At 45.0% G+C, this 25,587-nt stretch carries 31 protein-coding genes and 1 other RNA gene; 19 read left to right on the top strand and 13 right to left on the bottom strand.

Going from position 1 to position 25,587, the window contains the following annotated elements; all coding sequences use genetic code 11:
* The first annotated feature begins 8 nt into the window (after positions 1-8).
* The 6 genes from ompA to NHB34_RS02565 all read left to right on the top strand — a co-directional run bounded on the left by ompA (position 9) and on the right by NHB34_RS02565 (position 3,720).
* Positions 9-581, top strand: a complete 573-nt coding sequence (ompA, locus tag NHB34_RS02590; protein ID WP_353428049.1) for an outer membrane protein OmpA — start codon at positions 9-11, stop codon at positions 579-581.
* 99 nt (positions 582-680) lie between these two features.
* Positions 681-1,370, top strand: coding sequence for a bifunctional 2-polyprenyl-6-hydroxyphenol methylase/3-demethylubiquinol 3-O-methyltransferase UbiG (gene ubiG, locus NHB34_RS02585; protein ID WP_353428048.1), 690 nt, complete (start codon positions 681-683; stop codon positions 1,368-1,370).
* Complete coding sequence (locus tag NHB34_RS02580; protein ID WP_353428047.1) at positions 1,367-2,056, top strand: HAD-IA family hydrolase; 690 nt, start codon at positions 1,367-1,369, stop codon at positions 2,054-2,056. The genes ubiG and NHB34_RS02580 overlap by 4 nt, the downstream gene beginning before the upstream one ends.
* 64 nt (positions 2,057-2,120) lie before the next feature.
* Positions 2,121-2,479: a transfer-messenger RNA gene (gene ssrA / locus NHB34_RS02575) on the top strand.
* 198 nt (positions 2,480-2,677) lie between these two features.
* Positions 2,678-3,136, top strand: a complete 459-nt coding sequence (locus NHB34_RS02570) for a mobile mystery protein A (protein WP_353428045.1) — start codon at positions 2,678-2,680, stop codon at positions 3,134-3,136.
* Positions 3,130-3,720, top strand: a complete 591-nt coding sequence (locus NHB34_RS02565) for a mobile mystery protein B (protein WP_353428044.1) — start codon at positions 3,130-3,132, stop codon at positions 3,718-3,720. The genes NHB34_RS02570 and NHB34_RS02565 overlap by 7 nt, the downstream gene beginning before the upstream one ends.
* Positions 3,721-3,732: 12 nt before the next feature.
* On the opposite strand, the gene NHB34_RS02560 is transcribed toward NHB34_RS02565, so the two are convergent.
* The 7 genes from NHB34_RS02560 to NHB34_RS02530 form a co-directional block, all read right to left on the bottom strand.
* The gene (locus NHB34_RS02560; RefSeq protein ID WP_353428042.1) at positions 3,733-5,820 is read right to left on the bottom strand and encodes a TonB-dependent receptor; all 2,088 of its coding nucleotides are present in this window, start codon (positions 5,818-5,820) and stop codon (positions 3,733-3,735) included.
* An 84-nt stretch (positions 5,821-5,904) separates the two neighbouring features.
* Positions 5,905-6,084, bottom strand: coding sequence for a hemin uptake protein HemP (locus tag NHB34_RS02555; RefSeq protein ID WP_353428041.1), 180 nt, complete (start codon positions 6,082-6,084; stop codon positions 5,905-5,907).
* A 13-nt stretch (positions 6,085-6,097) separates the two neighbouring features.
* On the bottom strand, positions 6,098-6,544 hold the full coding sequence (locus tag NHB34_RS02550) for an energy transducer TonB (RefSeq protein WP_353428039.1): 447 nt from the start codon (positions 6,542-6,544) through the stop codon (positions 6,098-6,100).
* 295 nt (positions 6,545-6,839) lie between these two features.
* Positions 6,840-8,006: a class I SAM-dependent methyltransferase gene (locus NHB34_RS02545; RefSeq protein WP_353428037.1), complete on the bottom strand. Its 1,167-nt coding sequence runs from the start codon at positions 8,004-8,006 to the stop codon at positions 6,840-6,842.
* Positions 8,003-8,860 carry a pirin family protein gene (locus tag NHB34_RS02540; protein WP_353428035.1) on the bottom strand — a complete coding sequence of 286 codons (858 nt, stop codon included), beginning with the start codon at positions 8,858-8,860 and terminating at the stop codon, positions 8,003-8,005. The genes NHB34_RS02545 and NHB34_RS02540 overlap by 4 nt, the downstream gene beginning before the upstream one ends.
* A gap of 18 nt (positions 8,861-8,878) precedes the next feature.
* On the bottom strand, positions 8,879-9,430 hold the full coding sequence (locus tag NHB34_RS02535) for a carboxymuconolactone decarboxylase family protein (RefSeq protein WP_353428033.1): 552 nt from the start codon (positions 9,428-9,430) through the stop codon (positions 8,879-8,881).
* Between the two features lie 23 nt (positions 9,431-9,453).
* Complete coding sequence (locus NHB34_RS02530) at positions 9,454-10,458, bottom strand: tripartite tricarboxylate transporter substrate binding protein (RefSeq protein ID WP_353428031.1); 1,005 nt, start codon at positions 10,456-10,458, stop codon at positions 9,454-9,456.
* A gap of 86 nt (positions 10,459-10,544) precedes the next feature.
* Between NHB34_RS02530 and NHB34_RS02525 the strand changes: the two genes are divergently transcribed.
* From NHB34_RS02525 to NHB34_RS02495, 7 genes are all read left to right on the top strand, one after another.
* Positions 10,545-11,315, top strand: coding sequence for a sulfurtransferase (locus tag NHB34_RS02525; protein ID WP_353428030.1), 771 nt, complete (start codon positions 10,545-10,547; stop codon positions 11,313-11,315).
* 77 nt (positions 11,316-11,392) lie between these two features.
* On the top strand, positions 11,393-12,388 hold the full coding sequence (locus tag NHB34_RS02520) for a tripartite tricarboxylate transporter substrate binding protein (RefSeq protein WP_353428028.1): 996 nt from the start codon (positions 11,393-11,395) through the stop codon (positions 12,386-12,388).
* Positions 12,389-12,435: 47 nt separating this feature from the next.
* Positions 12,436-13,809 carry an MmgE/PrpD family protein gene (locus tag NHB34_RS02515; protein WP_353428026.1) on the top strand — a complete coding sequence of 458 codons (1,374 nt, stop codon included), beginning with the start codon at positions 12,436-12,438 and terminating at the stop codon, positions 13,807-13,809.
* Between the two features lie 14 nt (positions 13,810-13,823).
* Positions 13,824-14,801 carry a D-2-hydroxyacid dehydrogenase family protein gene (locus NHB34_RS02510; RefSeq protein WP_353428024.1) on the top strand — a complete coding sequence of 326 codons (978 nt, stop codon included), beginning with the start codon at positions 13,824-13,826 and terminating at the stop codon, positions 14,799-14,801.
* Positions 14,802-14,827: 26 nt separating this feature from the next.
* Positions 14,828-15,367, top strand: a complete 540-nt coding sequence (locus NHB34_RS02505; protein ID WP_353428023.1) for a chromate transporter — start codon at positions 14,828-14,830, stop codon at positions 15,365-15,367.
* Positions 15,364-15,885: a chromate transporter gene (locus tag NHB34_RS02500; protein ID WP_353428022.1), complete on the top strand. Its 522-nt coding sequence runs from the start codon at positions 15,364-15,366 to the stop codon at positions 15,883-15,885. Before NHB34_RS02505 ends, NHB34_RS02500 begins: the two co-directional genes overlap by 4 nt.
* Positions 15,886-15,896: 11 nt before the next feature.
* Entirely contained in the window at positions 15,897-16,883 is a 987-nt protein-coding gene (locus tag NHB34_RS02495; protein WP_353428020.1) for a tripartite tricarboxylate transporter substrate binding protein, read from the top strand.
* Positions 16,884-16,933: 50 nt separating this feature from the next.
* On the opposite strand, the gene crcB is transcribed toward NHB34_RS02495, so the two are convergent.
* From crcB to NHB34_RS02475, 4 genes are read right to left on the bottom strand one after another with little or no spacing between them, the layout of a single operon-like run.
* A complete protein-coding gene (crcB, locus tag NHB34_RS02490; RefSeq protein WP_353428018.1) occupies positions 16,934-17,311 on the bottom strand; it encodes a fluoride efflux transporter CrcB in 378 nt (125 codons plus the stop codon).
* A gap of 32 nt (positions 17,312-17,343) precedes the next feature.
* A complete protein-coding gene (gene ygiD, locus NHB34_RS02485; RefSeq protein WP_353428017.1) occupies positions 17,344-18,123 on the bottom strand; it encodes a 4,5-DOPA dioxygenase extradiol in 780 nt (259 codons plus the stop codon).
* Positions 18,124-18,132: 9 nt separating this feature from the next.
* Positions 18,133-18,270, bottom strand: a complete 138-nt coding sequence (locus NHB34_RS02480) for a hypothetical protein (protein ID WP_172793433.1) — start codon at positions 18,268-18,270, stop codon at positions 18,133-18,135.
* Between the two features lie 44 nt (positions 18,271-18,314).
* Positions 18,315-18,482, bottom strand: a complete 168-nt coding sequence (locus NHB34_RS02475) for a hypothetical protein (RefSeq protein WP_353428015.1) — start codon at positions 18,480-18,482, stop codon at positions 18,315-18,317.
* Between the two features lie 28 nt (positions 18,483-18,510).
* Between NHB34_RS02475 and NHB34_RS02470 the strand changes: the two genes are divergently transcribed.
* Positions 18,511-19,182, top strand: coding sequence for a site-2 protease family protein (locus NHB34_RS02470; RefSeq protein ID WP_353428013.1), 672 nt, complete (start codon positions 18,511-18,513; stop codon positions 19,180-19,182).
* A 78-nt stretch (positions 19,183-19,260) separates the two neighbouring features.
* Positions 19,261-19,713, top strand: coding sequence for a cytochrome c (locus NHB34_RS02465; protein WP_353428011.1), 453 nt, complete (start codon positions 19,261-19,263; stop codon positions 19,711-19,713).
* An 11-nt stretch (positions 19,714-19,724) separates the two neighbouring features.
* Here the strand turns inward: NHB34_RS02465 and NHB34_RS02460 are convergent, their stop codons facing one another.
* Positions 19,725-20,405 carry a cytochrome b/b6 domain-containing protein gene (locus NHB34_RS02460; RefSeq protein ID WP_353428010.1) on the bottom strand — a complete coding sequence of 227 codons (681 nt, stop codon included), beginning with the start codon at positions 20,403-20,405 and terminating at the stop codon, positions 19,725-19,727.
* A 51-nt stretch (positions 20,406-20,456) separates the two neighbouring features.
* Here NHB34_RS02460 and NHB34_RS02455 point away from each other — a divergent pair, with 51 nt between their 5' ends.
* Positions 20,457-21,659: an MFS transporter gene (locus tag NHB34_RS02455; protein ID WP_353428008.1), complete on the top strand. Its 1,203-nt coding sequence runs from the start codon at positions 20,457-20,459 to the stop codon at positions 21,657-21,659.
* Here the strand turns inward: NHB34_RS02455 and NHB34_RS02450 are convergent.
* Positions 21,652-22,593 (bottom strand): 3-hydroxyacyl-CoA dehydrogenase NAD-binding domain-containing protein, encoded by a 942-nt coding sequence (locus NHB34_RS02450; RefSeq protein ID WP_353428006.1) that lies wholly within the window; start codon positions 22,591-22,593, stop codon positions 21,652-21,654. The two genes, NHB34_RS02455 and NHB34_RS02450, sit on opposite strands and share 8 nt — an antisense overlap.
* 85 nt (positions 22,594-22,678) lie before the next feature.
* Between NHB34_RS02450 and NHB34_RS02445 the strand changes: the two genes are divergently transcribed.
* From NHB34_RS02445 to NHB34_RS02435, 3 genes are read left to right on the top strand one after another with little or no spacing between them, the layout of a single operon-like run.
* Entirely contained in the window at positions 22,679-23,608 is a 930-nt protein-coding gene (locus NHB34_RS02445) for a 2-hydroxyacid dehydrogenase (protein ID WP_353428005.1), read from the top strand.
* A 12-nt stretch (positions 23,609-23,620) separates the two neighbouring features.
* Positions 23,621-24,547, top strand: a complete 927-nt coding sequence (locus NHB34_RS02440) for a dihydrodipicolinate synthase family protein (RefSeq protein WP_353428004.1) — start codon at positions 23,621-23,623, stop codon at positions 24,545-24,547.
* Between the two features lie 32 nt (positions 24,548-24,579).
* Positions 24,580-25,530, top strand: a complete 951-nt coding sequence (locus NHB34_RS02435; protein ID WP_353428003.1) for a TAXI family TRAP transporter solute-binding subunit — start codon at positions 24,580-24,582, stop codon at positions 25,528-25,530.
* The last annotated feature ends 57 nt before the right edge of the window (positions 25,531-25,587 follow it).

Genomic DNA, 25,587 nt, shown 5'->3' with positions numbered 1-25,587 from the left:
GACTAAAAATGAACAAAACCCTAAAAGTGTTGCTCGCTTCTGTTATTACCGTTTCTGCTTCTGCGGCAATGGCTTCTGATAACTGGGAAAACGGCAACGGCACACTAAACTGGAAAAACGGTGATGGCACATTGTGCTGGCGCGATAACAACTGGACACCTGCAACAGCAGCTAAAGGTTGTGATGGTGCGTTGACTGGTGGTGGTGCTGCTTCTGGTGTTAGCCAAAGCAAAATCACTTTGCAAGCTGACACACTTTATGACTTCAACAAATCTGATTTGAAACCAGAAGGTAAAGCTACTTTGGACAAAATCGCTGCTGACTTGAAGAAAATCAAGTTGGAAGTGATCATCGCTGTTGGTAACACTGATAGCGTTGGTACAGATGCATACAACATGGCTCTCGGTCAGCGTCGTGCGCAATCTGTTAAGACATACCTCGTAAGCAAGGGTGTTGATGGTAGCCGTATCTACACAGAATCTAAAGGCAAGAGCAATCCAGTTGCATCAAACGCAACTGCTGAAGGCCGTGCTAAGAACCGCCGTACTGACATCGAAGTTGTTGGTACAGCAGCTAAGTAATTCACTTTACTTGTAAAAAAGCCCGCTTCAAGCGGGCTTTTTTATTTCCGCTATATTCATCACATCAACATCTTTTTTGGCATTAATAGCAACCTCAACATGAACGTCGATCAATCAGAAATCGCCAAATTTAGCACCCTAGCCCATCGTTGGTGGGATCCGAATAGTGAATTCAAGCCATTGCATGCAATTAATCCATTGCGATTAAATTGGATTCAATCCTTTGTCTCGCTTGAAGGTAAAAAAGTAGTGGATGTAGGTTGCGGCGGCGGCATTTTGGCTGAATCCATTTCTCAATCTGGGGCCACTACAACTGGTATCGATTTATCCGAAAAAGCGTTAAAGGTTGCAGAACTTCATGCATTAGAAGTTGGCGCAAACCTCACTTATCGCTCAATCTCTGCAGAAGACTTGGCAGACGAACAAGCTGAGCAATATGACGTAGTCACCTGCATGGAAATGCTAGAACACGTACCCGACCCAGCATCTGTGGTGCGTGCCTGCGCCAAACTTTGCAAACCTGGTGGCACTCTATTTTTTAGTACCCTCAACCGGAATCCAAAATCCTACTTATTTGCGATTATTGGGGCTGAGTACATCCTGAAATTACTGCCCAAAGGTACTCACGAATACACTAAATTCATTAAGCCTTCGGAGTTGGTTACCTTTACTCGTCAAGCGGGATTGGAACTGCTGGGCATGAAAGGTTTGAGCTACAACCCAATTACTCAGGTGTACAGCCTAAGCGACGATGTGGACGTGAACTATATGATTGCAGTCCGCAAATGAGTCGCTTGAGTCAATTTAGCAGCCCCTTTCATGGGGTATTTTTTGATTTAGATGGAACCTTAGCGGACACCGCCCCAGACCTCGTGGCAGCTACCAACAAACTGCTCTTGGCTCGCAATTTAGACCCCAAACCTTATGAATTTCTTCGTCCCTATGCCTCTGCGGGTGCACGAGGATTGCTAGAGGGTGCTTTTGGTATTGGCACAGACCATCCGGATTTCATCACCTTAAGAGATGAGTTTTTCTCCAACTATGAAAATGCACTTTTGGTTGATAGCAAGCTATTTGACGACATCGATCACCTACTTGATCAGATGGATCAAGCAAAACTTCCTTGGGGAATAGTCACCAATAAAAGTCAGCGCTTTACCAACCCATTAGTTGAGCTCATGGGCTTAAACCAAAGATCGATTTCCACAGTCTCTGGCGATACTACCCCCCACTCCAAGCCGCATCCAGAGCCGATTTTGCATGCTGCCAAATTAGCCAATATCGATCCTACAAAATCACTGTATGTTGGGGACGATATTCGTGATGTCATCGCAGGAAAAGCGGCTGGCATGAAAACTGTTGCGGCAGCATATGGTTATTGTGGTTGCAAGGAAGCACCGCAAGACTGGGGTGCAGATTACCTGATCCATACCCCCTTAGAGTTACTAAAAATCATTTTCCCTAATAGGGATTAACGCAACATTCTTTAGCAAATTAACGTTATCAGCTTTAAAATGTGGGTTCTTATGCGTGAACTCCGGGGTCGACATGGTTTCGACGTGGATTGCAAAGCATCAAGGGCATACCGAGGACCCGTTATCTCGTAAATCAATGGGAATGTAATAACTGCTAACGACGAACGTTACGCACTAGCCGCTTAATTGCGGTTGCCCCTGAACTGATTCTCTCTTGGATCAGGTAGCGCAAGCTACATCAGGGTCATATACAAGAGATAAGACTATTTTGCGTCACGAAGAATAGTACGAAAACCTAGTGAATCGTCAGCCAGAAACGTGTCAATCCGTGCCTTGCTGATTAAATCAAATGATATGACTAAGTATGTAGAACTTGTTGTGGAGGATTTGCGGACGCGGGTTCGATTCCCGCCGACTCCACCAATTTGAAGTATGCAATAGCCTAACGCCGCCCATTAGGGTGGCGTTTTTTCTTTGAATACCGGGGGTTGTGTGGCTATACAACCTCGATATAGTCCCATATCATTGAATTAATTTATACCTATAAGTATTTTATTTGTATTTTATTTTATGCCTATAGGTTATAATTAAATTATGCTATTAATACTTAAAGGTATCAATATGAAAAAGAAATTTGCTAATTTACAGCTCCATCAAATGGATTCAGCGCTTGCGAAGTTAAGAGATACTCGCGCCCTAACCCGCCCGGGAGATGGGTGGGCTAAAGCTATCCGCGAGTCCTTGGGGATGTCAGCTTCTGCGCTGGCTCGCAAGCTAGGCGTTACCCCAGCCAGTATTGCGAAGTTCGAGAAAGCTGAGGCCGAAGATAAGATTACCCTTGCTAGTCTGCGTAAACTAGCCAACGCATTAGATTGCGAGCTGCAATACAACCTAGTGCCACGCAAACCCCTCCAGGAAATCCTAGTAGATCGCGCCCATGCGCTAGCACGAGAACGCCTGCTTCCCATTTCTCATTCAATGAGCCTAGAAAATCAAGCGGTGGAGGAGGTGGCAAGTGAAAAACAGCTTCAACTTCTAGCAAAAGAAATCTTGGATGGCTCTAGAAGGAATCTATGGTGATGCAGTTTGAGTATCCAATAGGCGCTACTCCAATTGATGCAGATGAGGCAGTTGGTCTCATTCCGACACATATTTGCACTCAAGCGGATTTAAATGCTTGGGAAGAGCTCAATATTATTGAAGGTGCCAATTGGATTTTCCGCCAAAAGATCCTTCAGAAATTAGATGAAGGTTTAGTGCGCGAATTACATCGCCGCATGTTTAATCAAACATGGAGCTGGGCTGGCACATTTAGAAAGAGCGGCAAGAGTATTGGTGTCGACTGGACTCAGATTGCCGTTGCTCTAAAGAACCTTTTGGATAACACAAGATACCAAATTGAGAATAAAACGATGTCAATTGATGAAATCGTAGTTCGCTTTCATCATCAATTAGTTTTAATTCATGCATTTCCTAACGGCAATGGTCGTCATGCGCGTCTGATTGCTGATGCGTTAATTATCAATCTCGGTGGCGAAAAATTTTCTTGGGGTAGTAACTCTTCTAATACCACCCCAAGTCTTACACGTCAGCGATACTTGCTAGCCCTTCGTGCCGCTGATAATCACGATATTGCGCCACTACTTCAATTTGCTAGAGAGTAAGGATGTTCTCATTCAATTAAATTGATAACTCATACCAGCTTGAAAGTTAAGCGGTGCCCCTGGAAAAATTCCATCAGGACTTCGACTGGCAATATATCTTTTATCAAAAAGGTTATTCACTACGCCAAATACTTTCCATTCTTTGTTAATGTCGTAGTTAACGCTCCAATTTACAGTTGCAAAAGCTGGCACCTCACCAATTGTTCCAATTGTATTTTGCGTAATAGTATTTGCAGAATCCGCATACTGTTTGGAGACGTAGTTGAGTGATAGTAAAGTATTAAACCCATTCTTTTGATAATTCACTCCAAGATTCGAAGTTAACTCTGGCGTATAGGGAATTCGTTTTCCATCTTTACCCAAAGAATTGGTTCCAACAAAACGCGCTACAGGGATGTAAGTTGCGTTCGTGTTAATACTCCAACCCCCGCTAATTTGATATCCAAGAGATAATTCAGCGCCTTGGTGCAAGCTCTGCCCACCATTCGCTTTAGATATTCCAGATGCAAGACTTTGATTAACGATCTGATTACTAAAATCCATACTAAAAATGGCGGAGTCATATGAAAAACCACCAGAACGACCCCTCACTCCCATTTCGATATTAGTAGAGCGCTCTGGTGCGAGCTGCTGATCCACCCCCTTGTCATCAATAGCAGTAGCCAATTGCGCAGGTGCAAAGCCCTTATAAATACTGCTATAGATCTGCGCCTGCGGAACTAGCTGCCAAGTAGCACCAATCTGCGGAACAGTTTCTATATTCTTAGCACTACCACTTTTGTTGGTTATCACATTAGATCGATTTTGGTTGTAACTCTCCACCCGAACACCAGGAATAATCGCAAAATCTGGAGTGATTAAGAATCGATTTTGAGCATACAAAGCAATAGAGTTAGCCTTATTCTCTTCGTGCATAGTCAAACGACCTGAGTGAGCTAAAGTTTGAGATGCCACAACTTGGTTTGACTGAGACTCAGTATGCAATCGAACTCCCAACTCCATTTCATTTGAGATTCCAAAGGCTTTATACCCATGGATCAAACGGGAATCTAAGCCCAACATTTGAAACTCTCGATTTCTCCCTGCCTGACAGTCAGCACCCGTATTGCAAGGCTTAAACACCGTTGCATCTTGATTGCGATCCAGGATAGATTGTCTCCAGTAATCTCGGTCCAATTTGCTCCAGTACAGCAATGTATTGAGCCTGGTATCTGAATTAATCTCGAGAGAATGATTGATGTCTACTGCGTTTCTCTGAGTAATAAATCGATCATTGGGGGCTGGGTTTATGCCAGAGTTGGCGGCATACTGATTAGGACGAAGTCCTACATAAGAAGTATTGATATTGTTATCGTAGTGAGTGTACTTAAGACTCAACCACTGATTCTGATCAATCTGTAGACCGCCTTTGACGAGCACGTCATACATCTTGAATCCATTATTTTGATAACCATTAGATTCGGATTGAATGAGATTGATGCCACCAATTGCCCCATTTGAATCAGACTTTCCTCCAGCCTCGAGCTCTGCAAGTCGATATCCAAAATTACCAACTTTGCCAGTCAATTTAATGCCTGATGCGGGCGTTTTACTGAGATAGTTAATAACGCCGCCAATATTAGAGGGGCCATACTGTAGGCCAGAGGCGCCCTTTAAAACTTCGATCCTACTAATTCGATCGATTGGAGGACTGTAGTAAGAGGCGTTAGAGATAAATAGACTAGGCTGAATTGGAGCACCATCCTCCAAAAGAAGCACCTTGGAGCTACGACTCGGATTCAGGCCTCGCAGCCCGATGTTCGGGATAGACCCAAGACCACCCTCATCCCCTCTGACATTCACACCTGGAACAGTTCTTAAAGCATCCTGAAGTGAGGGCGCCTGCAGTATTTCAAGTTGCTTCTCCGAAATAACATCAACCGTGCCAGGAATTTTATGTGCCGCGCTCTCCTCCCTGCCAACAATATCGATTCTTGGCAATTCGGCATCACGCGCTTTTGCAGAACCTGAAAAAATACTTCCATAAAGCAGTGCGATCGATGATATCCAAGCAATCTTATTGTGATCGCCAAGGGATCCCCCAATAAACTGATGTTTCATATACAACCTCCAGTGACATTAGTAAAAAATCGCTGGCTATATGCATATGAAAATGCTATTGCTGGCTAGTAGATTGTTAAAAAGTTATTTCGTCAGAATAAGTTTCCTTAACTTCGTGATGCGTAGCTGATATCGCTGGCCATCATGGACAATAAATATTTGATTCTGCTTGCCTAGCAGCGCAGCACTAGAAATTGTTTTGGGAAATTCCAGTGTGACTGGCTTAACCTTGTTCTCAACAATAGGCTCTGCGATTTCAATCATTTTTCATCCCTCATCACCCCTCCAAGGTGAAGCGCACAGGAAAACGAAAACATTCTGCAAAGCTGCTATTGAGTAATTGGGATGAAGCCGCAAAACGCCATTTTGATAATGCACTTAAGGCAGAGTGATCTAGGTTTTGATACCCAGAACTTTTTTGAATCTGCGCCTTTTCAACTTCGCCACGAGAATTTATGCATAGCCTCACCAAAACATCCCCCTCTTCTCTTAGGCGTCTACTAGCAATCGGATAATGCGGCTTAGGACCGTCAATTTTTGTTGGGTGTAAATCCTCCACACCACCACCATTTAGAGCTCGAGGGCTATGGGTACGGCCGCCTTCAGCATCGGTTAATTTTTGATTATTGAGTGCCCCAGAGTTCAGAGCCCCCACATCGGATTTCTTAGTTTGAGCATTTAACTTGATGCTTTGGTGCAAATCTACAAATATGGGGCCTGTCATCGACCCCAAATCCAATGCCACCCTCTTTCGTATATCCAACAAGAATGCTCCTAATAAAAGCAAAACATGAAGGAAGATGACAAGAAGAACTACTAAGTTATTTTGATGTTGTGAACTACGGTACAAATTTAAACCTCAAACAAATCAATCATGTATTACAAGAGGTATGCAATAACACTACGCAATTCTCAGTATGGCCTGCTTTTAATTCCAGCAGTTAAGATAATTTTATGAATGAACTGCAGTATTAACAACCATGAGATGAACGAGGATAGAAGCTATAGGGATATTTTTATCACTTTATTCCTAGACGCCAAAGACTAGTAACCTCTTTTGATCTTGCTGCATATAAAGCATCATCTTGATCAAACGCCCTTGGATGATGAGGTTTAGTATCAAGGCGATCAATCACAGTTAGACATGCATCATCAATCCAGCTGAGCAACTCTTCTCGAGAACGCAAACCAAGATGCTCGGCTAAATCCGAAAGAATTAACCATCCCTCACCTTCAGGCAAAAGATGATCTTTCAGCCCAATAAGAAAACCCTTTAGCATCTGGCTGCCCGGATCATATACCGCTTGTTCTAAAGAAGAACTGGGTCTTGCAGGCAACCAAGGTGGATTGCAAACAATGAGGGCAGCCTTGCCATCTGGAAACAAATCGGTTTTTTGAATTTTCACTTGATTGCTTAGGTGAAGACGCTCGATATTATCTTTAGCACAAGCAATTGCTCGGTCATTTTGATCGGTTGCAATGATGTTTTGAATTTCTCGTATGGCCAGCACAACGGATAAAACTCCAGTACCTACCCCGATATCAAATGCAGTAGAGCTTTTTAATAGCGCCTTTGGCAATGGCGCCTTTAAGACTAGCTCAATGTATTCACCACGTACAGGAGAAAACACGCCATAGTGCGGATGAATGCGAATCTCCTCATCTTCCCTTACGAGAACGGGAACACCTTTCTTGCGCCATTCATGAGCGCTAATGACGCCCAATAACTCCCGTAAAGAAATAATGTAAGGCTGTGTTTGAGGCCCGTATGCCCCTAGGCAGGCTTGAGCGACATCAGGAGCACGCCTAAGCGGGATAGAGTGATTCGCCTCCAACTGAATCAATAGCATTCCTAAAATGCGCGCCCGTTGCGATTGTGACAAGCGATGTAAATTAAAAAGATCTAGAGGACTTTTTTCTTTGGCTTCTGCATCTTTAGAGCCCTTACTAACCCTTTTTGATTTCTTAGAAGGCTTATCCACCCTTCGCACGAGAGCCTGGAGTAACTGCCTTGCATTTTGAAAATCACCGCGATACAAAATGGCCGTCCCCTCACAAGCCAAACGATAAGCTGCATCTGCAGTTAAGGTATCGTCGCCAATCTGGATTTTTTGATGGGGAGCTATACCATTTTCAGAATGCCACTTTGCGGATCGTTGTTGCCCGCCCTCATTCCAATAAATCATTCGAAAAATACAAAACGATTGTTTTGATAATCGTCAATGGCCTGCTCTATCTCGGCACGGGTGTTCATGACAAAGGGGCCATATTGCACAATCGGTTCGCGCAAAGGCAAAGCGGCAAGCACGATAAACTGCGCGCCTTCAGCGCCCGCCTTCACCTTCAGTTGATTGCCCTCACCCAAGACAATTGCAGCCTGCTTTGGGGCAACCTTCAAAGGATCGCCAACTTCCAATCCGCCTTCATACGCATATACAAAAGCATTGAGCTCTTTTGGTAGAGAATATTCAAATTCGGCATTTGGAGGTAAGTGCACATCCAGAAATACAGGTGCCGTACTAATGCCATGTATTGGTCCGGTAATAGTTTGACTGCCATACCGAAAACTGCCGGCAATAACTTTCACAGAGCCGCTATTATCAAGCGATACCTTTGGAATACTTTCTTCTTGTATATCTTGATAACCTGCTGGCTTCATCTTTTCTTTGGCTGGCAAGTTGATCCACAACTGAAAGCCTCGCATTGCACCACTCACTTGCTGAGGCATCTCGGAATGAATAATGCCGCGCCCTGCGGTCATCCACTGCACGCCACCAGTCTTTAGATGTCCTTGATTACCTAAGTGATCTTCATGCAGCATGTGACCCTCAAGCATATATGTCACTGTTTCAAACCCACGATGAGGGTGTGGCGGAAAGCCAGCTACATAATCATTTGGATCATTCGATGAAAACTCATCAAGCATCAAAAAGGGATCTAGTCGAATTTGTTGCTGACCACCAAGACTGCGACGCAACTTCACTCCTGCACCATCAGAGGTGGCAATACCGGGAATCACTGTTTGAATGTTGCGAATCATGGTGTGTCTTTTTCTTGGCTAAGCGGGTGGATGATCTTCTGGATTCACATCTAACGCGATTAAGAAACGAGAAACCATGTTGTAAGCGGCAATGACTGTCACCAACTCTACGGTGTCTGTGCTGCCCAAGGCCTTTTGCAAGCGCTTCATTAACTCAGGATCAACCTTGATATTACGTGTCATCTGAAATGTCAGATCTGCCGCATCATTCTCGACTTGGGTAAATAGATTCTTGGGAAAGTTGGCTTGCCCAATTAAGCGCAAAGCCTGAACTTGCTCTTCCGTACCCCCAGCCTTTTTAAAAGGGGGCGCATGATGAAAGAACTCATACTCGGCACCATTTAAAACAGCTACACCACACATCGCCAATTCACGTAGCTTTGGATCCAGAGATAAGTTATTACGAATCTCGCCAATGAAGTGATTCCAGCCTTCTGCGATCGGCACACTATGCAATAACATGCGATCTAAGTTAATAAATTGACCGCCACGACGCTTACGAATCGCCGCAACCAACTCTGCTGGTTCAGCCAAATCCATGGGCTGATAAGGAATTAAACGTTCTGACATAAATACCTTTATTTAGATAACTTTTATTGGGCCGTTTCTTTGATATTGTTTTCAATAACAAACTTACCCCAAATCGCGATTTGCTTACCAATAAAGTCGCGTAAAGTCTCTGGGCTTCCGCCGACCACTTCAATTCCTTGTGCTTTGAATTTTTCTGCAACCGCTGGGCTCTTGAGTGCTTTGTTGAGCGCTTTATTCATCGCATCAATCACTGCCGGAGGTGTTTTACCTGGCGCTAAAACCGCCCACCAAGCAGGAGCATTGAAACCAGGGAAGCCACTCTCAGAAATGGTTGGCACATTAGGCAAAGCAGGAGAACGTTTTGCGGTCGTAATGACCAAAGGAATGACGCCGCCACTTTCAATATGGGGCTTAACCAAAAACTCTGAACCTACTGCTAACTCCACCTGACCACCCAATACGTCTTGCATTAATGGGCCGCCGCCACGATAAGGGATGTGATTCCAATCAAATCCCGCCTGCTTAGCTAAACGCGCTATCGCAAGATGCCCAAGACTTCCAATACCAATGGAACCATAGCTGAATTTTTTACCCGCTTTAGATTGATCTACTAACTGCTTAAAACTAGTAATACCGGAATTCTTACTAGCTACCAACACCATCGGTGAGGTACCAACCAAAATGACAGGAGCAATATCTTTAATCGTGTCATAGGGGAGCTTGTCTTTAAGACTAGGATTAACGCCGTGTGTATCAAACACCACCGCAAAAGTGTAGCCATCAGGATCAGAACGCGTCATAGCAGCGGTACCAATCACGCCCGATGCGCCACCCACATTTTCAACGATGACATTTTGCTTTAACTCAGCCTGCAAGACAGGAGCCAATATGCGAGCTACCTGGTCAACAGAACCACCAGGCGGAAATACCGCAACCAGCTTAATCGGTTTTTGCGTTGGCCAAGCACCAGAGGACTGTGCTGATGCTAGATTGCTGATACCGAAAGCAATCGCAATGGTTAGCATGCTCTGAAGGGCTTTCATACCCAATTTAGCAGTCAGATTCATAAATTTGTCTCCTATAGTGAATGCTGGAAGATTAACACCCATTGAGGCTATTTGCTCGATAATGGCAATGTCACCAAGAGAAATGTATGAAACCGATACTGAATATTGCCGCCTATTTATTCGTCAGCCTTGATGGTCTGACTGAGTTGCGCACAAAAATGCTGGATGAATGCAATAGTCGCGAACTCAAGGGGACTATATTGCTCACCGGCGAAGGTATCAATATGTTCTTGGCTGGCAAGCCTGATGCACTTCGTGGATTTCTAGATTGGTTACGAGCAGACTCTAGATTTGCACCGCTTGAGGCAAAAGAAAGTTGGTCAGATGAGCAACCTTTCAAAAAAATGCTGATCAAACTCAAGAATGAAATCATTCGTATGAATCATCCCAGCATTCAGCCAGAGAAAGGTCGAGCAAATTTCATTTCACCAAAAAAATTACAAGAATGGTTGGATCGTGGAACTGACGATCTTGGTAGACCAGTAGTCATGGTTGATACTCGCAATGCATTTGAAGTGGACTACGGCACATTTGAAAACGCATTACATTTCAATATCGAAAAATTTACCGAGTTCCCTGCCGCTATTTCTGCACATAAAGATGAGCTAGCTGACAAAACCTTGGTGAGTTTTTGCACCGGCGGCATCCGCTGCGAAAAGTCTGGTCTCTATATGAGAGAAATTGGCATGGAGCATAGCTACCAGCTTGAAGGTGGAATTTTGAAATACTTTGAAGAGGTGGGGTCAGCCCACTACCAAGGTAGTTGCTTCGTTTTTGACACGCGCGAAGCCCTAGAACCCAACCTAGACTCAATCTCCTTGGATCGTTCCACTCGAAAAAAGATCAAAACCAGCTAAAACACCAAAATCAGCCATAAATAGTAAAATGGCCAGGCGTTACAAAAACTATTAAATAACCAATCTAGGCTTGAGACATGTCTAAAACCCTTTATCGGCAACAGCCGATTTTTTTATCCTTTTTGTTTGTCGTTTTAGGCTTGCTCCTAAATCTAAACGCGTATGCGCAAGCCCCTACTTACCCAGTCAAACCAATTAAGCTAATTGCACCAGTTGCCGCTGGCGGTGGACTAGATAATATTGCCCGATCGGTTGCCGAAAAACTCTCCCGCTCAATTGGTCAACCTGTTGTTGTTGAAAATATGGGTGGCGGTGGAGGCGCAATCGCTTCACAAGCTACCGCTAAAGCACCGGCAGATGGTTACACCCTGATGGTTGCCTATGTAGGTACTCACGGAACAAATCCAGCGGTACGCCGGCTACCCTATGATGCCATCAAAGACTTCACACCGATCGGCATGATTGGAGCCACACCAAATGTGCTCGTCATCAATTCTGAATTGCCAATAAAGAGTTTTAAAGAGTTTGTAGATTACGCCAAAAAGAATCCTGCCAAATTGAGTTATGGGTCTGCAGGCCCAGGCACCCTAACCCATCTTGGAATGGAACAGTTAAAACTTGCAGCTGGCATTTTCATGGTTCACGTTCCCTATCGAGGTGTTGGTCCCGCTTACACCGACCTATTGGCCGGACAAACACAAGCAATGTTTCCCACACTGTTTGCCGCTCTTCCTTATATCAATACGAATCGTGTCCGAGGGCTTGCTGTTACCGGTGCTAAACGAAGTTCTGCTGCCCCAAATATTCCTACCTTTAAAGAACTCGGATTTAATGGCTTTGATGGCCAGCAGTGGTACGGTATCGTAGGTCCCGCAAACTTACCTCCCGCCGTTGTTGCAAAACTCAATACCGAACTCAACAAAGTTCTTGCAAGCCCAGACTTCTCAGAAAAAATGACGAATGAAGCCATGACACTCATGCCTTTGAGTCCAACTCAATTTGCTAACTATATTAAAGAAGATATTGCACGCTGGGCAAAAGTTGCCAAAGATCGCAATATCGAAATTGAATAATTCAATAAATTACAACTAATCTCCAATACATCTTCACAGGAACCCATATGTCCCATGCTATTGCCGCAGCCGCAGATCTCAATGCGCCACCAGTTACCAAAACGCTTGCTGAGTTTGTTCACTCTCACCCAAGCCAAGGATGGACGCTTGAAGTGGATCATGAGGCGCATCGCACATTTTTAAATTGGCTTGGTTGCGCTATTGGTGCAGCGAATCATGAAAGCGTGGAGTCTTCCTTAGCTGCCGTTCGCGAATTTCAGCCTGCTTCTCAAGCCAGTATCCTAGGCCGGAAAGACAAAGTAGATATGGGTGGTGCAGCATTAATTAATGGTATTAGCTCCCACACTTTTGACTTTGACGATACCCACCTGAAAACAGTTATTCACCCTGCAGGCCCAGTTGCTTCTGCCATCTTGGCGCTAGGTGAACATATTGGCGCGAATGGCCGTCAAATCATCGACTCACTGGTTCTTGGTATTGATGTGGCTTGTCGTGTTGGCAATGCGATGTATCCTGATCACTACCATCGCGGCTGGCATATCACAGGCTCCACTGGCACGCTCGGCTCTGCGGCAGCCTGTGCACGTCTAATGGGTCTAGATTTACAAAAGACAATGATGGCATTAGGAATCGCTGCCTCACAACCAGTCGGTGTGCGCGAGCAGTTTGGCACCATGACAAAACCTTTTCATCCTGGTGGTGCTGCACGTGCAGGGCAAATTTCTGCCTTGCTTGCAAAACATGGTTTTACTGCGAGTCCAAAAGCGCTTGAGGCAGGTCGCGGCTATATGCAGACTGTTTCCACTAAATGCGACTGGTCAGAAATTGATCGTGAGCTAGGCAAGTCGTTTGAGATTTCACTCAATACTTACAAGCCATTCGCATGTGGCATTGTGATTCACCCTGCAATTGATGCCTGCTCACAGTTACGCGCCCAAGGCGTCAAAGCCGAAGACGTTGAACGTATTGAGTTGCGCGCTCACCCTCTTGTCTTAGAGCTCACTGGCAAAAAGACTCCGAAAGATGGTCTTGAGGGTAAATTTAGCGTCTACCATGGTTGCGCCGTTGGCTTAATCTTTGGTCAAGCGGGTGAAGGTGAGTACGCAGATGATATTGTGAACCGCCCTGATGTTGTCGCTTTACGCGCTAAGGTCAATGCGACTACAGACACTTCGATTAGCGAAGCATCGGTTGACGTCAAAGCCTTCTTGAAAAATGGCAAAGAAGTCCACATTTTTGTGAAGAATGCGATTGGCTCTTTGGAAAACCCAATGAGCGATGCCAATCTAGAACAAAAATTTACTAGCCTTGCAGAGCCAGTCATTGGTAAAGAAAAAACGCGCCAACTAATCTCCGCTTTATGGAAATTAGGGCAAGCCTCTGATCTCAAGCAGATTATTAGCCTTTGCACACCAGATTAATTTAGAAAGCATTTATGAGCTCACTGCCTAATATCGTCATTCTTGGAGATTACGAGCGCGCATTAAGACGTTTCTCAAACTGGGAAAAATTAGAGAAGCAAGCAAATCTGATTTTTCATCATGATCCTTTACGCGATGAAGCACTTTACGAAGCAGTAAAGGATGCGGATGCCATTGCCATCGTACGGGATCGCTCTCCATTTAATGAGGCGATAATCGCGCGTTTGCCTAAGTTGAAATTTTTGATGTTTACTGGCGAGCGCAATGGCACCCTAGAGGCATCTGCTTTAGTAGCTCGCAACATTCCAATTGCCTGCTCACCAGGAGGCCCTTCAAAGGACACAACCGCGGAACTCACTTGGGCATTGATTCTTGGCGCATCAAAACGTTTGATTGAAGAAAATAAACTGATGGCATCCGGTGGCTGGCGCGATCAACTATCTGTTCTACCCATGCTTGCAGGTGAGCGCCTAGGGATCATGGGCTTAGGCGCTATTGGTAGTCGCGTTGCTCGCGTTGGCGCTGCATTTGGCATGGAGGTTGTAGCATGGAGTCCGCGCATGACTCCAGAACGTGCTGCCGCTGAAAATGCTAAAGCAGTCAGCCTAGATGAATTACTGTCTACCTCGAAAATTGTTTCCATGCACTTAGTAGCTGGACCAGGAACCAAAGGTCTAATCAGCGCAGATCAATTATCGCTAATGCGTCCAGATTCAATCTTGGTAAATACCTCGCGCTCTGCCCTCATCAATATGAGTGACCTACAAATAGCATTAGCTGCAGGTAGACCCGGCCAGGCAGCCATTGATGTATTTGATATTGAACCTCTTCCAGCAAACGATCCTTTGCGCAATACACCAAATCTCTTAGTTACCCCGCATCTTGGTTTTATTGCTGAGCCTATTTTTGAAGCGTTCGCTAAAGGTATTACTGAAACTCTAGAGGCATGGATTGAGAACAAGCCGGTTCCACACCCCTATAAGCCAAGTTAAAGCCTTAATCAAGAAGCTCAATTATTTTGAAAACACTGACACCTCTTGAGTTATTTATTAGCTTTAGCAAAATTGGCATGTCCGGTTTTGGAGGCGTATTACCTTGGGCCAGAAGAACGCTGGTAGAGCGAGACAAAATTCTGACGTCAGAAGAATTCAGTGCGATTCTGGGTATTTGTCAGATCGTTCCTGGACCTAATATTGTGAATCTCGCTGTCTGCGTTGGCTCTCGCTTTGGGGGTGCTCGTGGAGCCATCGCTAGCGTACTTGGCTTAACACTAGGCCCTATTTCCATCGTAATGCTACTAGCTGTTTTATATGAACATTACAGCTACCTAGAAACTGTTAAAGGATTGCTGCGAGGGATTTCCGCAGTGGGGGTTGGGCTGATCGCATCAACTGGATTCAAAATGCTAAAAGATGAGTTTCGTTTTCCAGCAATGCTATTGGTGGTTGCGCTAACCATGATTACCGCTAGCTATTTTCATTTAGGCTTGGGATGGGTAGTGCTGATTTCATCTCCATTGGCTCTTGCTCTTGCCTGGAAAAAGGCCGGTCAAGAATGAGTATTTTATTCAGCCTTTTCTTAAAGCTCTCGGCATTTTCTTTGATTGCCTTCGGTGGCGTCAATGCACTCTTACCAGTTCTCCTAAACTTGGCTGTCAATCAAGAACATTGGATTGATTTACAAACATTCTCAGATTACTTCGCAATTGCGCAAGCGGCGCCTGGCCCTAACTTTATGACAGTCACCCTATTGGGCTGGCATATTTATGGCGTAATTGGCGCACTGGTTGCTACTCTAGCCATAGCATGGCCATCATCTATTTTGATTTACTATTTACAGCGCTTGATTTTGGGTATTCAGAACGCTCGCCACAAAAAATCTATTCAATACGCAGCTGCAGCATTAGCAATTGGCTTGGTACTCTCATCTGCCTTACAAATTGCCTTACAAATTAATCAAGGCGCTGCTGCTTATATCTTGACGCTTGGCACAATTGCTACTACCTTATTCACAAGGTGGCATCCTTTGTATCTGATTGCAATTGGCGCCTTTCTGGGCATTCTGGGATTGATTTAAAGAAAGCGAATATGACTCTACTAAAACCGATTCAATCATTGACCCTAGCACTGTTAGGAATAGTCACGCTCTTTGCGCCAACTGCTTTTGCACAGTCAAGCTATCCAAACAAGCCCATCAATTTCATTGTGCCTTATGGCGCTGGTGGCGGCTCAGATGCACGGAGTCGTCAAATTGCCCAGAAGATGAGCGTGATTCTCAAGCAACCCATTATTGTGGACAACAAACCAGGTGCAGGCGGTAATATCGGCACTGAGTTTATTGCCAGAGCAACCCCAGATGGATACACCATTGGCATGGGCAACTTTGCACCGATGGCCGTCAATAAAACTTTATTTGGCAACCTGCGCTATGACCCAGAAACTGATTTAATACCTATTATTTTGATTGAAAAAGGTCCGCTCGTACTTGTTGTTAACCCAAGCTCTCCATTTAAATCCGTCAAAGAAATTGTAGAGGCAGCAAAAGCAAAGCCTGGAGTATTAACTTACTCATCAGGCGGAATTGGCGGAAGCCATCAGTTATCTGCCGAACTATTCAAGCAGAGTGCGGGGATCGATATGATTCACGTTCCCTACAAAAGTGGTTCAGCTGGCTTAACCGACCTTATGGCAGGCAATGTCTCCATGATGTTTGATCAGATGTATTCCGCAATGCCTAGCATCAAGGGTGATAAATTGCGCGCCATTGCCATTACCAGTAAAAAACGCTCACCATTGCTGCCCAATGTCCCCACATTTGCTGAAGCAGGCTACCCAAAAGTAGAGGTATTGAACTGGCAAGGCCTGATCGCACCCAAAGGTACACCTAAGGCCATTATCGATAAACTCAATGCCGCAGCGAATGAAGCCCTCAAAGATCCTCAATTGAGAGAGTTAATGCTGTCACAAGGTAATGAAATTGGTGGCGGTACACCAGCTGATTTTGCGGCACTCATTAAATCTGAGTCTACGAAGTGGAGTGGCGTTGTAAAAACAGCCAATATCAAACCAGAATAAATCATTTGATCTATTCAATCGGGGGCTTATAAGACTTATATGCCCCTTTTTTATTTCAATGCTTGATAAGTCAGAATACCCAAAAAGGTCAATATCAAAGAGCCGACAAGGTGTAACATCGCTGTGCCTAAGGCCCAAGTAAATTCGCCACGTTGAATAAAGCCAACCACTTCAGCAGAGAAGCTGGAAAAGGTTGTAAGACCGCCTAAGAAGCCAGTCACAACGAGTAACTTCCACTCGGGTGATAACTGTGGATTGTTGCCAAAGTAGGCAACTGCCAAACCAACCAAATATCCACCCACCATATTCGAGAGCAACGTGCCCAAAGGAATAACAGAAGCAGCGCTAACAGTCAGAACATTAAACCCTGCTCTTAACAAAGCACCGAAACCGGCACCGAAAAATATTGCAAGAATAGATAGCCACATAATTTATCTTCTCGTTTTATATTTTCTTGCGTTTACTGAATTGAAAAACCCAACATACTGATGGAGCTCATTTCAATTCCATCTGTATAAATTGATGCGCCCTCATCTTCATGTTGTAAAGCTAGGGTATATAAAGCGGGCCAATAATGTTCCGGCGTGGGAATCGAAAGATGGGCTGCCTCACCATACTTTTCCCACTCAATTAAGGGTTCGTGATGCTTAGCATGTAGTTGTGCGGCAAAGAACTCATTAAAGTCTTTAGCCCATGGGTAAGGCTGTGCATCATCTTGCCAATGAATTGTGCGAAGGTTATGCACCACATTGCCACTGGAGAGAATCAGAATATTTTCATCACGCAAAGGCTTTAACTGCTGCGCCAAATCATAATGTTCCTGAGCCGACATGGACCCATCCAAGCTTAGCTGCACTACAGGCACATCGGCGTTGGGATAAAAGTACTTGAGTACCGACCAGGCCCCATGATCAATACCCCACTCGTTTTCTTCAAGTACTACGGGAACATTTAATAACTCTTTGACACGATCAGCGAGTGCGGGACATCCTGGTGCCGGATATTGAATTTCAAAGAGTGCTTGAGGAAAGCCACCAAAATCATGAATCGTTTTGGGGTTTGCCATTGCGGTAACCCAAGTTCCTCGAGTAACCCAATGCGCAGATACTACCAAGATGGCGTCAGGACGCTTCAGCGATTTTCCTAACGCAGTCCAAGCCGCGGTATAGCGGTTGTGCTCAATGGCATACATCGGACTGCCATGGCCAGCAAATATTGCAGGTTGGCGATGGCTAGTCATTAATACTAATTAACCGAATACGTAACCAGTATGAGCAGCCACCAACGCAAACAAAATAGCCAAGCTAGTTGCAGCGGCCAACATCACAATCAAAGTAATGATCTTTTTGTTAACTTCTTCTTTAGATTCGTTATGCCATTCGTTCATGCTAAATCCTCTGTAAACAGATTAATAATGAATGTAATTATCCACTATCGACCGCGCCCGGCCTTGCGCATCATGCCTTTTCCACCTCCAAAGCCAGCCTGAGGCCTTCCGGCAGGGCCAGATGGGCCTTTAGGGGCTGGCGGACGGGCTGGCGGCTTGGCAGCAACAGGTTTTGCGGGGGTTTTGGATGCAGATTTCTTATCGTCAGTCACTTTGAGCTCCTATGGATATCATATTGCCATGATTACCGACTATTCTATCCAAGCTGTCGCCATTAATGCGATTCCCTTGATTTTTGCCATTACGATCCACGAAGCAGCCCATGGATATGCTGCCCGAAAATTTGGGGATAACACAGCATATATGTTGGGGCGAGTTAGCCTCAATCCCGCCAAACATATTGACCCCGTAGGGACTATCCTGATTCCGCTGGCATTAATTTTGGCGGGGTCCTCCTTCTTGGTTGGTTACGCTAAGCCTGTGCCAGTCAATTTCGGTCGCCTACGCAATCCAAGAATGGACTCCGTTTGGGTCGCCCTTGCAGGACCAGGCTCTAACTTTATCCAAGCCATGATTTGGGCATTCCTTTTAATTCTGCTCGTTGGGCTAGGGATCGATGAAAAGTTTTTTATTGCAATGGCTCAGGCGGGCATCCTTTGGAACCTTGGTTTGCTTGTCTTTAATCTATTCCCATTACCACCCTTAGATGGCGGACGAATTCTTTCTGGCTTGTTACCAGCAAAACAATCTATTGCTTTTGGCAAGTTAGAGCCTTGGGGATTTTTTATTGTCTTGGGTCTAGTATTTACTGGGGTTATTGGTGGTCTATGGATGGACCCCTTGATGGCATTTTTTAAGAGTATTGTTTATCTACTCACTTACCCCCTGCAGATGCTGTTTTCAGGCTATTGAGCAAATCCCAATAATCTAGAGTATGCTAATTTCAATCTAGACAGCCCCCATTCACCACATAACACTTAAGAGGCCCGCATGAAACTGCAAAAAGTAATTTCGTTTGGCTTAGCTGGCGCATTAACAGTAAGCGCTGGTTTTGCATTCGCTCAATTTCAAAAACCAGAAGATGCCATCAAGTATCGTCAGAGTGTATTCACAGTCTTAGCGAATTCATTTGGAAAAATTGGTGCTGTTGTAAAAGGTGAAGCCCCTTACAACAAAGATGAGGTTACAAAAAATGCTGCCGTTGTGGCCACGCTGTCTACTTTGCCATGGCAAGCTTTTGGCCAAGGCACTGAGGGTGGCAAAGCGCAAGCAGATATTTGGTCTGATAACGCCAAGTTCAAGGCTGCATCCGAAAAAATGCAGCTTGCTGTTGCCAACCTCAATACTGCTGCGCAATCTGGTGACCTAGAAAGTATCAAGAAAGCATTTGGTGCAGCCGGCGCAACCTGCAAAGGCTGCCACGATGATTTCAAGAAAAAATAATTGGAAAGAACTTATCGCGTAATGAAATAAGAAATCGCAACGGCAACTAGAACAAAGAGTAGCAAAGCCAATACCCGTTGCAATACTCCATCTTTGGAGTTATGACCCAAGTCAGAGGGCAAATAATTTGCCTCCTCGCTTGGGTCAATTTCTTTATCGCCTGTAATCATAGGCTTGACTAAATTTTCACCTTTGAATTTTCTGTAGTACCAAATCGCCAAAATATGAAGGGCAATAAGAGCGTAGATCACCACCTGATTGCCTTCATGAATCTCGGACAAGATCGATACCACTGCATTGGGCACATATTTTGCAAAAGGCCCTTGGAATGCGATTTCATCATCTACAAATAAACCCGTCACCACTTGCACACTCAGCGCAAATAGCAATGCAAAGACGGATAGAGCCCCAATAGGGTTATGCCCCAAAAATTGTGGAGATTTACCCTCAAGATAATTGAGGATTGATTGGCGATTGGGGATAAATGAGCTAAAGCGTGCATGCCTGGATCCAACAAATCCCCAAATCACCCTAAAGACCAAGAGAGTCAATATGCAGTAACCAAAGTAGGCATGTAATTCGACCGCACTATCAGATACATGAATAGTGATCAGACTCCCAATGATGCATGCCACTAGCAGCCAGTGGAATAGTCGAATCGGCAAATCCCAAACGCGAATAATCTTCTTCATAGCCTAAGGATAAATCAGATGGTGCAGAAATTCCCGTAAACTCATTCAAACATGAGTCCAAGCAAAGCATTTAAAACCCTGCTGATTTACCGTATTGGCGCCACCCTAAGTTATCAAATCACGATGGTGGCAGTTGGCTGGCATCTCTATGAAATTACCCATAGCGTGATTTCACTCGGACTAATTGGGCTTGCAGAGCTCGTACCTTACTTTGCTTTGGCGCTCTACTCGGGTCATGCGGTAGACCACTACTCTCGTAAAGTGATCTCTGCGATCGCTGCCATTATCCATGTACTCGTTGCATTATTTTTATGTGCCATCGCATTAGATTGGGTATCTCCACCCGTACCACTAATCTACACAGCAGTTGGTTTTATTGGTGTTGCTAGAGCATTACTGCGCCCCTCCTACCAAGCGCTATTCGGGCAAATTATTCCGCGCGAGCAACTTACCAAATACATGGGATATGGAAACGCTTCTTTCCAAATTTGCGTAGTAGCAGGACCTGGCTTAGGCGGCCTGATGATTGGCTTTACCAATCTCACATGGACCTATGCCCTAGCCGCATGTTTTGGACTCGTTAGTCTTTATGGTGTTACTTTGATTAAAGCGCATCAAGAGCATTCGCCTCAATCTACCCACTTCCTTAAAAGCTTTATGCAGGGATTTGATTACGTCAGAAAGCATGAGCTTATCTTGAGCACCATGGCGCTAGATATGTTCGCGGTACTATTTGGTGGCGCAGTATCCATTCTTCCAGCTTTTGTTAGTGATGTGCTTCATGCAGGGCCGGAGGTCCTTGGTATTTTGCGTGCCGCTCCTGCTGCGGGATCCGTCCTCATGGGAATCTACCTAGCCAAACATCCAATACTCAATGACTCAGGCAAATACTTACTGCTATCGGTCGCTGGTTTTGGAATTTCCATTATTGGCTTTGGTCTATCCACCCATTTATGGGTATGTGCATTCTTCTTATTTGCCTCAGGATGTTGTGATTCTGTTTCCGTAGTCATACGAAGCAGCATTGTGCAACTGACAACGCCAGATAATATGCGCGGTCGCATTAGCGCAATTAATGGAATTTTTATCGGCTCATCTAATGAGTTAGGCGCCCTCGAATCTGGCATTGCGGCCAGTCTCTTAGGTTTAGTACCCTCCATTATTTTTGGTGGTGTCGCTACGCTTGCAGTGGTGTTGATCACCTACAAACTTGCGCCAAATCTACACAAGTTTCACATTCACGATATCACTTAATTTTTGGCAACTCTTTCTGAATAATTTTTAAGCCTTCACGCAAGGCATCTTGATAGCGCTCACGTTCAGCCTTAATCGACTCAGACGTCCAAGAATAAAAACCTTCCCCAGTCTTCATGCCAAACTTACCGCTTTCCACTCGATCGCTCAAGCACTTTGCAATAGTTGATGAATTATTGAGGGTCGGATAAATCGTCGTGCCTCCAGCCGCATGTATTTCCAGGCCGGCATGATCGCGCTGCATAGCAGGTCCAGCAGCAATGTAGCGAAAACCAAAGCCATAACGCACTGCTTTATCAATATCTTCAGGGGTGCAAATTCCAGCGTCGACCATAGCAAATGCTTCACGCGATAAGGCATGTTGCAACCGATTAGCCAAAAAGCCTGGCAAATCTTTTTTGACGGTAACGGGAACCATGCCACATGCCGTCATTAAACGGGTGAGACTATCGGCAACCATGGGCGAAGTTTTTGCGCCATAAATGACTTCAACACAAGGAATTAAATGTGCTGGCATAAAAAAGTGTAGGCCAATCATGCGAGCTGGAGTTTTTAATCCTTGTGCAATTTCACTAATCGGAAAGCTTGTACTATTACTTGCTAGTACCGCTTCTGGTTTAGCGTATTGCTCCAACTTTGCAAATAACTCACGCTTGATATCTAAGCGCTCAGGCACACACTCAATTACCAAATCAATATCAGACCAATCAACCTCTTCGAGAGTGCCTGCAACTGTTAACAAATGAATGCGATTCTCGTAACCTAATTCAGTCATTGTGTTAACAAAGTAATCAGGCAATAAAGCACGACGCTCTGTTGTTGGCTCCACTACTTGAACAGCACAACCGCCACGCGCACAAACCGCTGCAACATCGGCACCCATCGTCCCACCTCCCACGACAACCACTTTGGTTTCTGCTGGGGTAAATAACATGAATGTTCTCCTAGAGAGGCTTAGACCTCTTTTTAAAATTCCTCATACAATGAGGTCATTATTCCAATAAAAATTTGAGACAACCATGATTCCCGTCAATTCGGTGTTACAGGTCGGCTTTTTCCCTGAGATTATGCAAGCGGAAATTGATCGTCGGTTTACCCCTACCCGACATGCGGATCCCTCTGCACCACCTCCACCCGGTAATTTTGAAGCCATTCTGGTTCGATCCAATACCAAACTGCCTGAAGCCTTGGTTAAACAAATCCCAAGCGTTCGCCTAGTCTCTACATGTGGCGTGGGTTATGACAATCTCCCTTTGTACTACTTGAAGTCAAAAGGAATCAAAGCCACCAACACCCCTGGGGTTCTGAACGACGCTGTCTGCGAGCTTGCTATCGGCATGATGCTAAGTCTCATGCGTCGTATTCCAGAGTCTCAAGAGCATGTCAAAAGTGGAGCTTGGGCCAAAGGGCTATTTCAATTAACAACTACTTTGGCTGGAAAAAAGGTAGGGATTGTGGGCATGGGTCGCATTGGCCAGGATCTCGCAAAACGCCTGGAGCCATTTAAGGTTGAGATTGCCTATTCTGGCCCCAATCCAAAACCAGTTCCTTATACCTATTACCCAAATATCATCGACTTAGCTAGCGCTTGCGATGTGCTTTTCTTAGCCTGCCCTGCAACTTCCGATACTGACAATCTAGTCAATGCAACAGTTCTAGAGTCGCTTGGACCCAATGCGTATTTGATCAATATTGCGCGAGGAAGCGTCATTAATGAATCAGAGCTTTTATATGCACTGCAACATAAAAGGATAGCTGGCGCTGCATTGGATGTCTTTAATAATGAGCCAAATCCAAACCCAGCGTTTTTAAAACTTGATAATGTCTTGTTAACACCCCATATCGGTAGTGCCACCTCGGAAACACGGGTAGCTATGACAAAATTAGCAGTAGATAATTTAGAGGCTTTCTTTACACAACAACCACTTCTGTCAGAAGTTCATTATTAAATCGGAGTCAGCATGCCACTTACCTTGCATCCTTCTACATTGCCAGCGGTACTCTCACCAGTACTCACGCCATTTAAGGCCGATGGCAACCCTGATGCCCAAAAATTATTAAAGCAATGCAAATGGCTTGAATCAAATGGTGTTGGCCAAGCGATCTTTGGCACAAACTCTGAAGCAAACTCCATGTCAGCGCCACAAAAAATGAGCACGCTCACGGCGCTCGTGGAAGGTGGATTAAATCCTGCACACATGATGCCGGGTACTGGTGCAACCTCTATTGATGCCACAGTCAATATGACACGTCATGCAGTCAATCTGAAATGCGCAGGCGTATTGATGTTGCCACCTTTCTATTACAAAGATGTAACCGACGATGGTCTTTTTGCCTATTTCTCTGAAGTGATTCAGAAGGTCGGCAATGCCGCCTTACAGATTTATATCTACAACATTCCACCGGTCACTAAGATCAATCTCAGCCTGTCCTTGCTAGAGCGCTTAACAAAAGAGTACCCAAAAACTGTAGTAGGCATGAAGGATAGCTCTGGAGATTGGGCGTATACCGAATCTGTGATCAAGTTATTAGCTCCTTCTGGATTCCGCGTTTATGCAGGTAGCGAAGTTTTCCTCATGCGCACTTTACGTGCGGGTGGCGTTGGCTGCATCTCTGCAACTGCTAACGTAAACCCACATGCTATTGCCGACCTTGCAGCACATTGGCGCGAATCTAATGCGGATGAGCGTCAAGCGGGCTTAGATAAAGTGCGTAGTGTCTTTGCTAAATACCAAATGATTGCCGGCATGAAAACTGCTGTAGCGCATTTCAGCAATGACTCTGAGTGGTTGCGCGTTCGCCCACCTCTTATGCAACTCACCACTGAGCAACAAACACAGTTGATCAGCGAGTTAAAGCAAATTAATTTCAGCATGCCTGGTCTTTAATGTAGTTCATTACACTTTTAGGAGACAACAATATGAAATTATTAAAAGTCATTGCACTCTCATTCAGCTTTTTATGCATGAGCGCTCAAGCCCAAAATATCTCTATCGCAACTGGTGGTACTGGTGGGGTTTACTACCCTATGGGTGGCGGCTTAGCCTCGGTACTATCAAGTAAGGTTCCTGGCATGTCCGCAACAGCTGAAGTTACTGGCGGATCTGTCGACAACCTTAATCTGATTGGTAGCGGCAAGCCTTATGTTGGCTTTTCCATGGCAGACGCTGCTAAAGATGCCCAAACCGGCGAAGGCAAATTCAGCGGCAAGAAGGTAGACCTGAAAACTTTAGTGGTTTTATATCCGAACCTCATGCACGTAGTGACCGTTGACTCAACAGGCATTAAGACCATGAAAGACCTCAAAGGTAAACGCGTCAGCACTGGTGCCCCTGGTAGCGCAACCGAAGTGATGGCGTTTCGCTTGCTTGAAGCTGCTGGCTTAGATAAAGACAAAGATGTCAAACGCGAGCGCTTAAGCGTAGCTGAGTCAGTTAATGCTGTGAAAGATCGCAAAATTGACGCGTTCTTCTGGGTTGGCGGACTTCCAACCGCAGCAGTGACCGACCTGGCTAACACTCCTGGAACCAAGATTGTGATGGTTGATACCAATGCTGAAGTTGGCGCCATGAACAAGAAATATGGCAATTTGTACTTTGATGCCCTCATTCCAAAAGCGACTTATAGCGGCATGGCGAAAGATAATAAGGTAGCGGCGGTTGCCAACATCTTAGTAGTCAATGCCAATATGCCAGATGACCAGGCTTACAAGATTACTAAAGCCATTTTTGATAACAAAATCGATCTCGTTCGTACTCACCAGGAATACATGAATGTGCTCTTAGAGAATCAAAAAGCCAAAGCATCGCCTGTTGAATTCCATCCAGGCGCACTAAAGTACTACAAAGAAAAGAACATCAAAGTTAACTAAAAAGAGTTGAAGAAGGGGTGAGTTAATCTCGCCCCTTTTGATTTAATGCAGCACATC

The organism is Polynucleobacter sp. MWH-UH19D, from assembly GCF_040409795.1.
Taxonomy (GTDB): Bacteria; Pseudomonadota; Gammaproteobacteria; order Burkholderiales; family Burkholderiaceae; genus Polynucleobacter.
This window is presented reverse-complemented; position numbering and strand designations above follow the sequence as displayed.

Excerpts from the sequence above, each read along its gene's own strand:
- NHB34_RS02540 (WP_353428035.1), bottom strand. The coding sequence starts at position 8,860 with ATGATTCGCAACATTCAAACAGTGATTCCCGGTATTGCCACCTCTGAT.
- NHB34_RS02465 (WP_353428011.1), top strand. The coding sequence starts at position 19,261 with ATGAAACTGCAAAAAGTAATTTCGTTTGGCTTAGCTGGCGCATTAACA.
- NHB34_RS02510 (WP_353428024.1), top strand. The coding sequence starts at position 13,824 with ATGAGCTCACTGCCTAATATCGTCATTCTTGGAGATTACGAGCGCGCA.
- NHB34_RS02435 (WP_353428003.1), top strand. The coding sequence starts at position 24,580 with ATGAAATTATTAAAAGTCATTGCACTCTCATTCAGCTTTTTATGCATG.
- NHB34_RS02525 (WP_353428030.1), top strand. The coding sequence starts at position 10,545 with ATGAAACCGATACTGAATATTGCCGCCTATTTATTCGTCAGCCTTGAT.
- NHB34_RS02480 (WP_172793433.1), bottom strand. The coding sequence starts at position 18,270 with ATGAACGAATGGCATAACGAATCTAAAGAAGAAGTTAACAAAAAGATC.
- ygiD (WP_353428017.1), bottom strand. The coding sequence starts at position 18,123 with ATGACTAGCCATCGCCAACCTGCAATATTTGCTGGCCATGGCAGTCCG.
- crcB (WP_353428018.1), bottom strand. The coding sequence starts at position 17,311 with ATGTGGCTATCTATTCTTGCAATATTTTTCGGTGCCGGTTTCGGTGCT.
- NHB34_RS02555 (WP_353428041.1), bottom strand. The coding sequence starts at position 6,084 with ATGATTGAAATCGCAGAGCCTATTGTTGAGAACAAGGTTAAGCCAGTC.
- NHB34_RS02500 (WP_353428022.1), top strand. The coding sequence starts at position 15,364 with ATGAGTATTTTATTCAGCCTTTTCTTAAAGCTCTCGGCATTTTCTTTG.
- NHB34_RS02580 (WP_353428047.1), top strand. The coding sequence starts at position 1,367 with ATGAGTCGCTTGAGTCAATTTAGCAGCCCCTTTCATGGGGTATTTTTT.
- NHB34_RS02445 (WP_353428005.1), top strand. The coding sequence starts at position 22,679 with ATGATTCCCGTCAATTCGGTGTTACAGGTCGGCTTTTTCCCTGAGATT.
- NHB34_RS02455 (WP_353428008.1), top strand. The coding sequence starts at position 20,457 with ATGAGTCCAAGCAAAGCATTTAAAACCCTGCTGATTTACCGTATTGGC.
- NHB34_RS02560 (WP_353428042.1), bottom strand. The coding sequence starts at position 5,820 with ATGAAACATCAGTTTATTGGGGGATCCCTTGGCGATCACAATAAGATT.
- NHB34_RS02530 (WP_353428031.1), bottom strand. The coding sequence starts at position 10,458 with ATGAATCTGACTGCTAAATTGGGTATGAAAGCCCTTCAGAGCATGCTA.
- NHB34_RS02545 (WP_353428037.1), bottom strand. The coding sequence starts at position 8,006 with ATGATTTATTGGAATGAGGGCGGGCAACAACGATCCGCAAAGTGGCAT.
- ompA (WP_353428049.1), top strand. The coding sequence starts at position 9 with ATGAACAAAACCCTAAAAGTGTTGCTCGCTTCTGTTATTACCGTTTCT.
- NHB34_RS02460 (WP_353428010.1), bottom strand. The coding sequence starts at position 20,405 with ATGAAGAAGATTATTCGCGTTTGGGATTTGCCGATTCGACTATTCCAC.
- NHB34_RS02565 (WP_353428044.1), top strand. The coding sequence starts at position 3,130 with ATGGTGATGCAGTTTGAGTATCCAATAGGCGCTACTCCAATTGATGCA.
- NHB34_RS02440 (WP_353428004.1), top strand. The coding sequence starts at position 23,621 with ATGCCACTTACCTTGCATCCTTCTACATTGCCAGCGGTACTCTCACCA.
- NHB34_RS02495 (WP_353428020.1), top strand. The coding sequence starts at position 15,897 with ATGACTCTACTAAAACCGATTCAATCATTGACCCTAGCACTGTTAGGA.
- ubiG (WP_353428048.1), top strand. The coding sequence starts at position 681 with ATGAACGTCGATCAATCAGAAATCGCCAAATTTAGCACCCTAGCCCAT.
- NHB34_RS02570 (WP_353428045.1), top strand. The coding sequence starts at position 2,678 with ATGAAAAAGAAATTTGCTAATTTACAGCTCCATCAAATGGATTCAGCG.
- NHB34_RS02520 (WP_353428028.1), top strand. The coding sequence starts at position 11,393 with ATGTCTAAAACCCTTTATCGGCAACAGCCGATTTTTTTATCCTTTTTG.
- NHB34_RS02450 (WP_353428006.1), bottom strand. The coding sequence starts at position 22,593 with ATGTTATTTACCCCAGCAGAAACCAAAGTGGTTGTCGTGGGAGGTGGG.
- NHB34_RS02515 (WP_353428026.1), top strand. The coding sequence starts at position 12,436 with ATGTCCCATGCTATTGCCGCAGCCGCAGATCTCAATGCGCCACCAGTT.
- NHB34_RS02535 (WP_353428033.1), bottom strand. The coding sequence starts at position 9,430 with ATGTCAGAACGTTTAATTCCTTATCAGCCCATGGATTTGGCTGAACCA.
- NHB34_RS02470 (WP_353428013.1), top strand. The coding sequence starts at position 18,511 with ATGATTACCGACTATTCTATCCAAGCTGTCGCCATTAATGCGATTCCC.
- NHB34_RS02550 (WP_353428039.1), bottom strand. The coding sequence starts at position 6,544 with ATGACAGGCCCCATATTTGTAGATTTGCACCAAAGCATCAAGTTAAAT.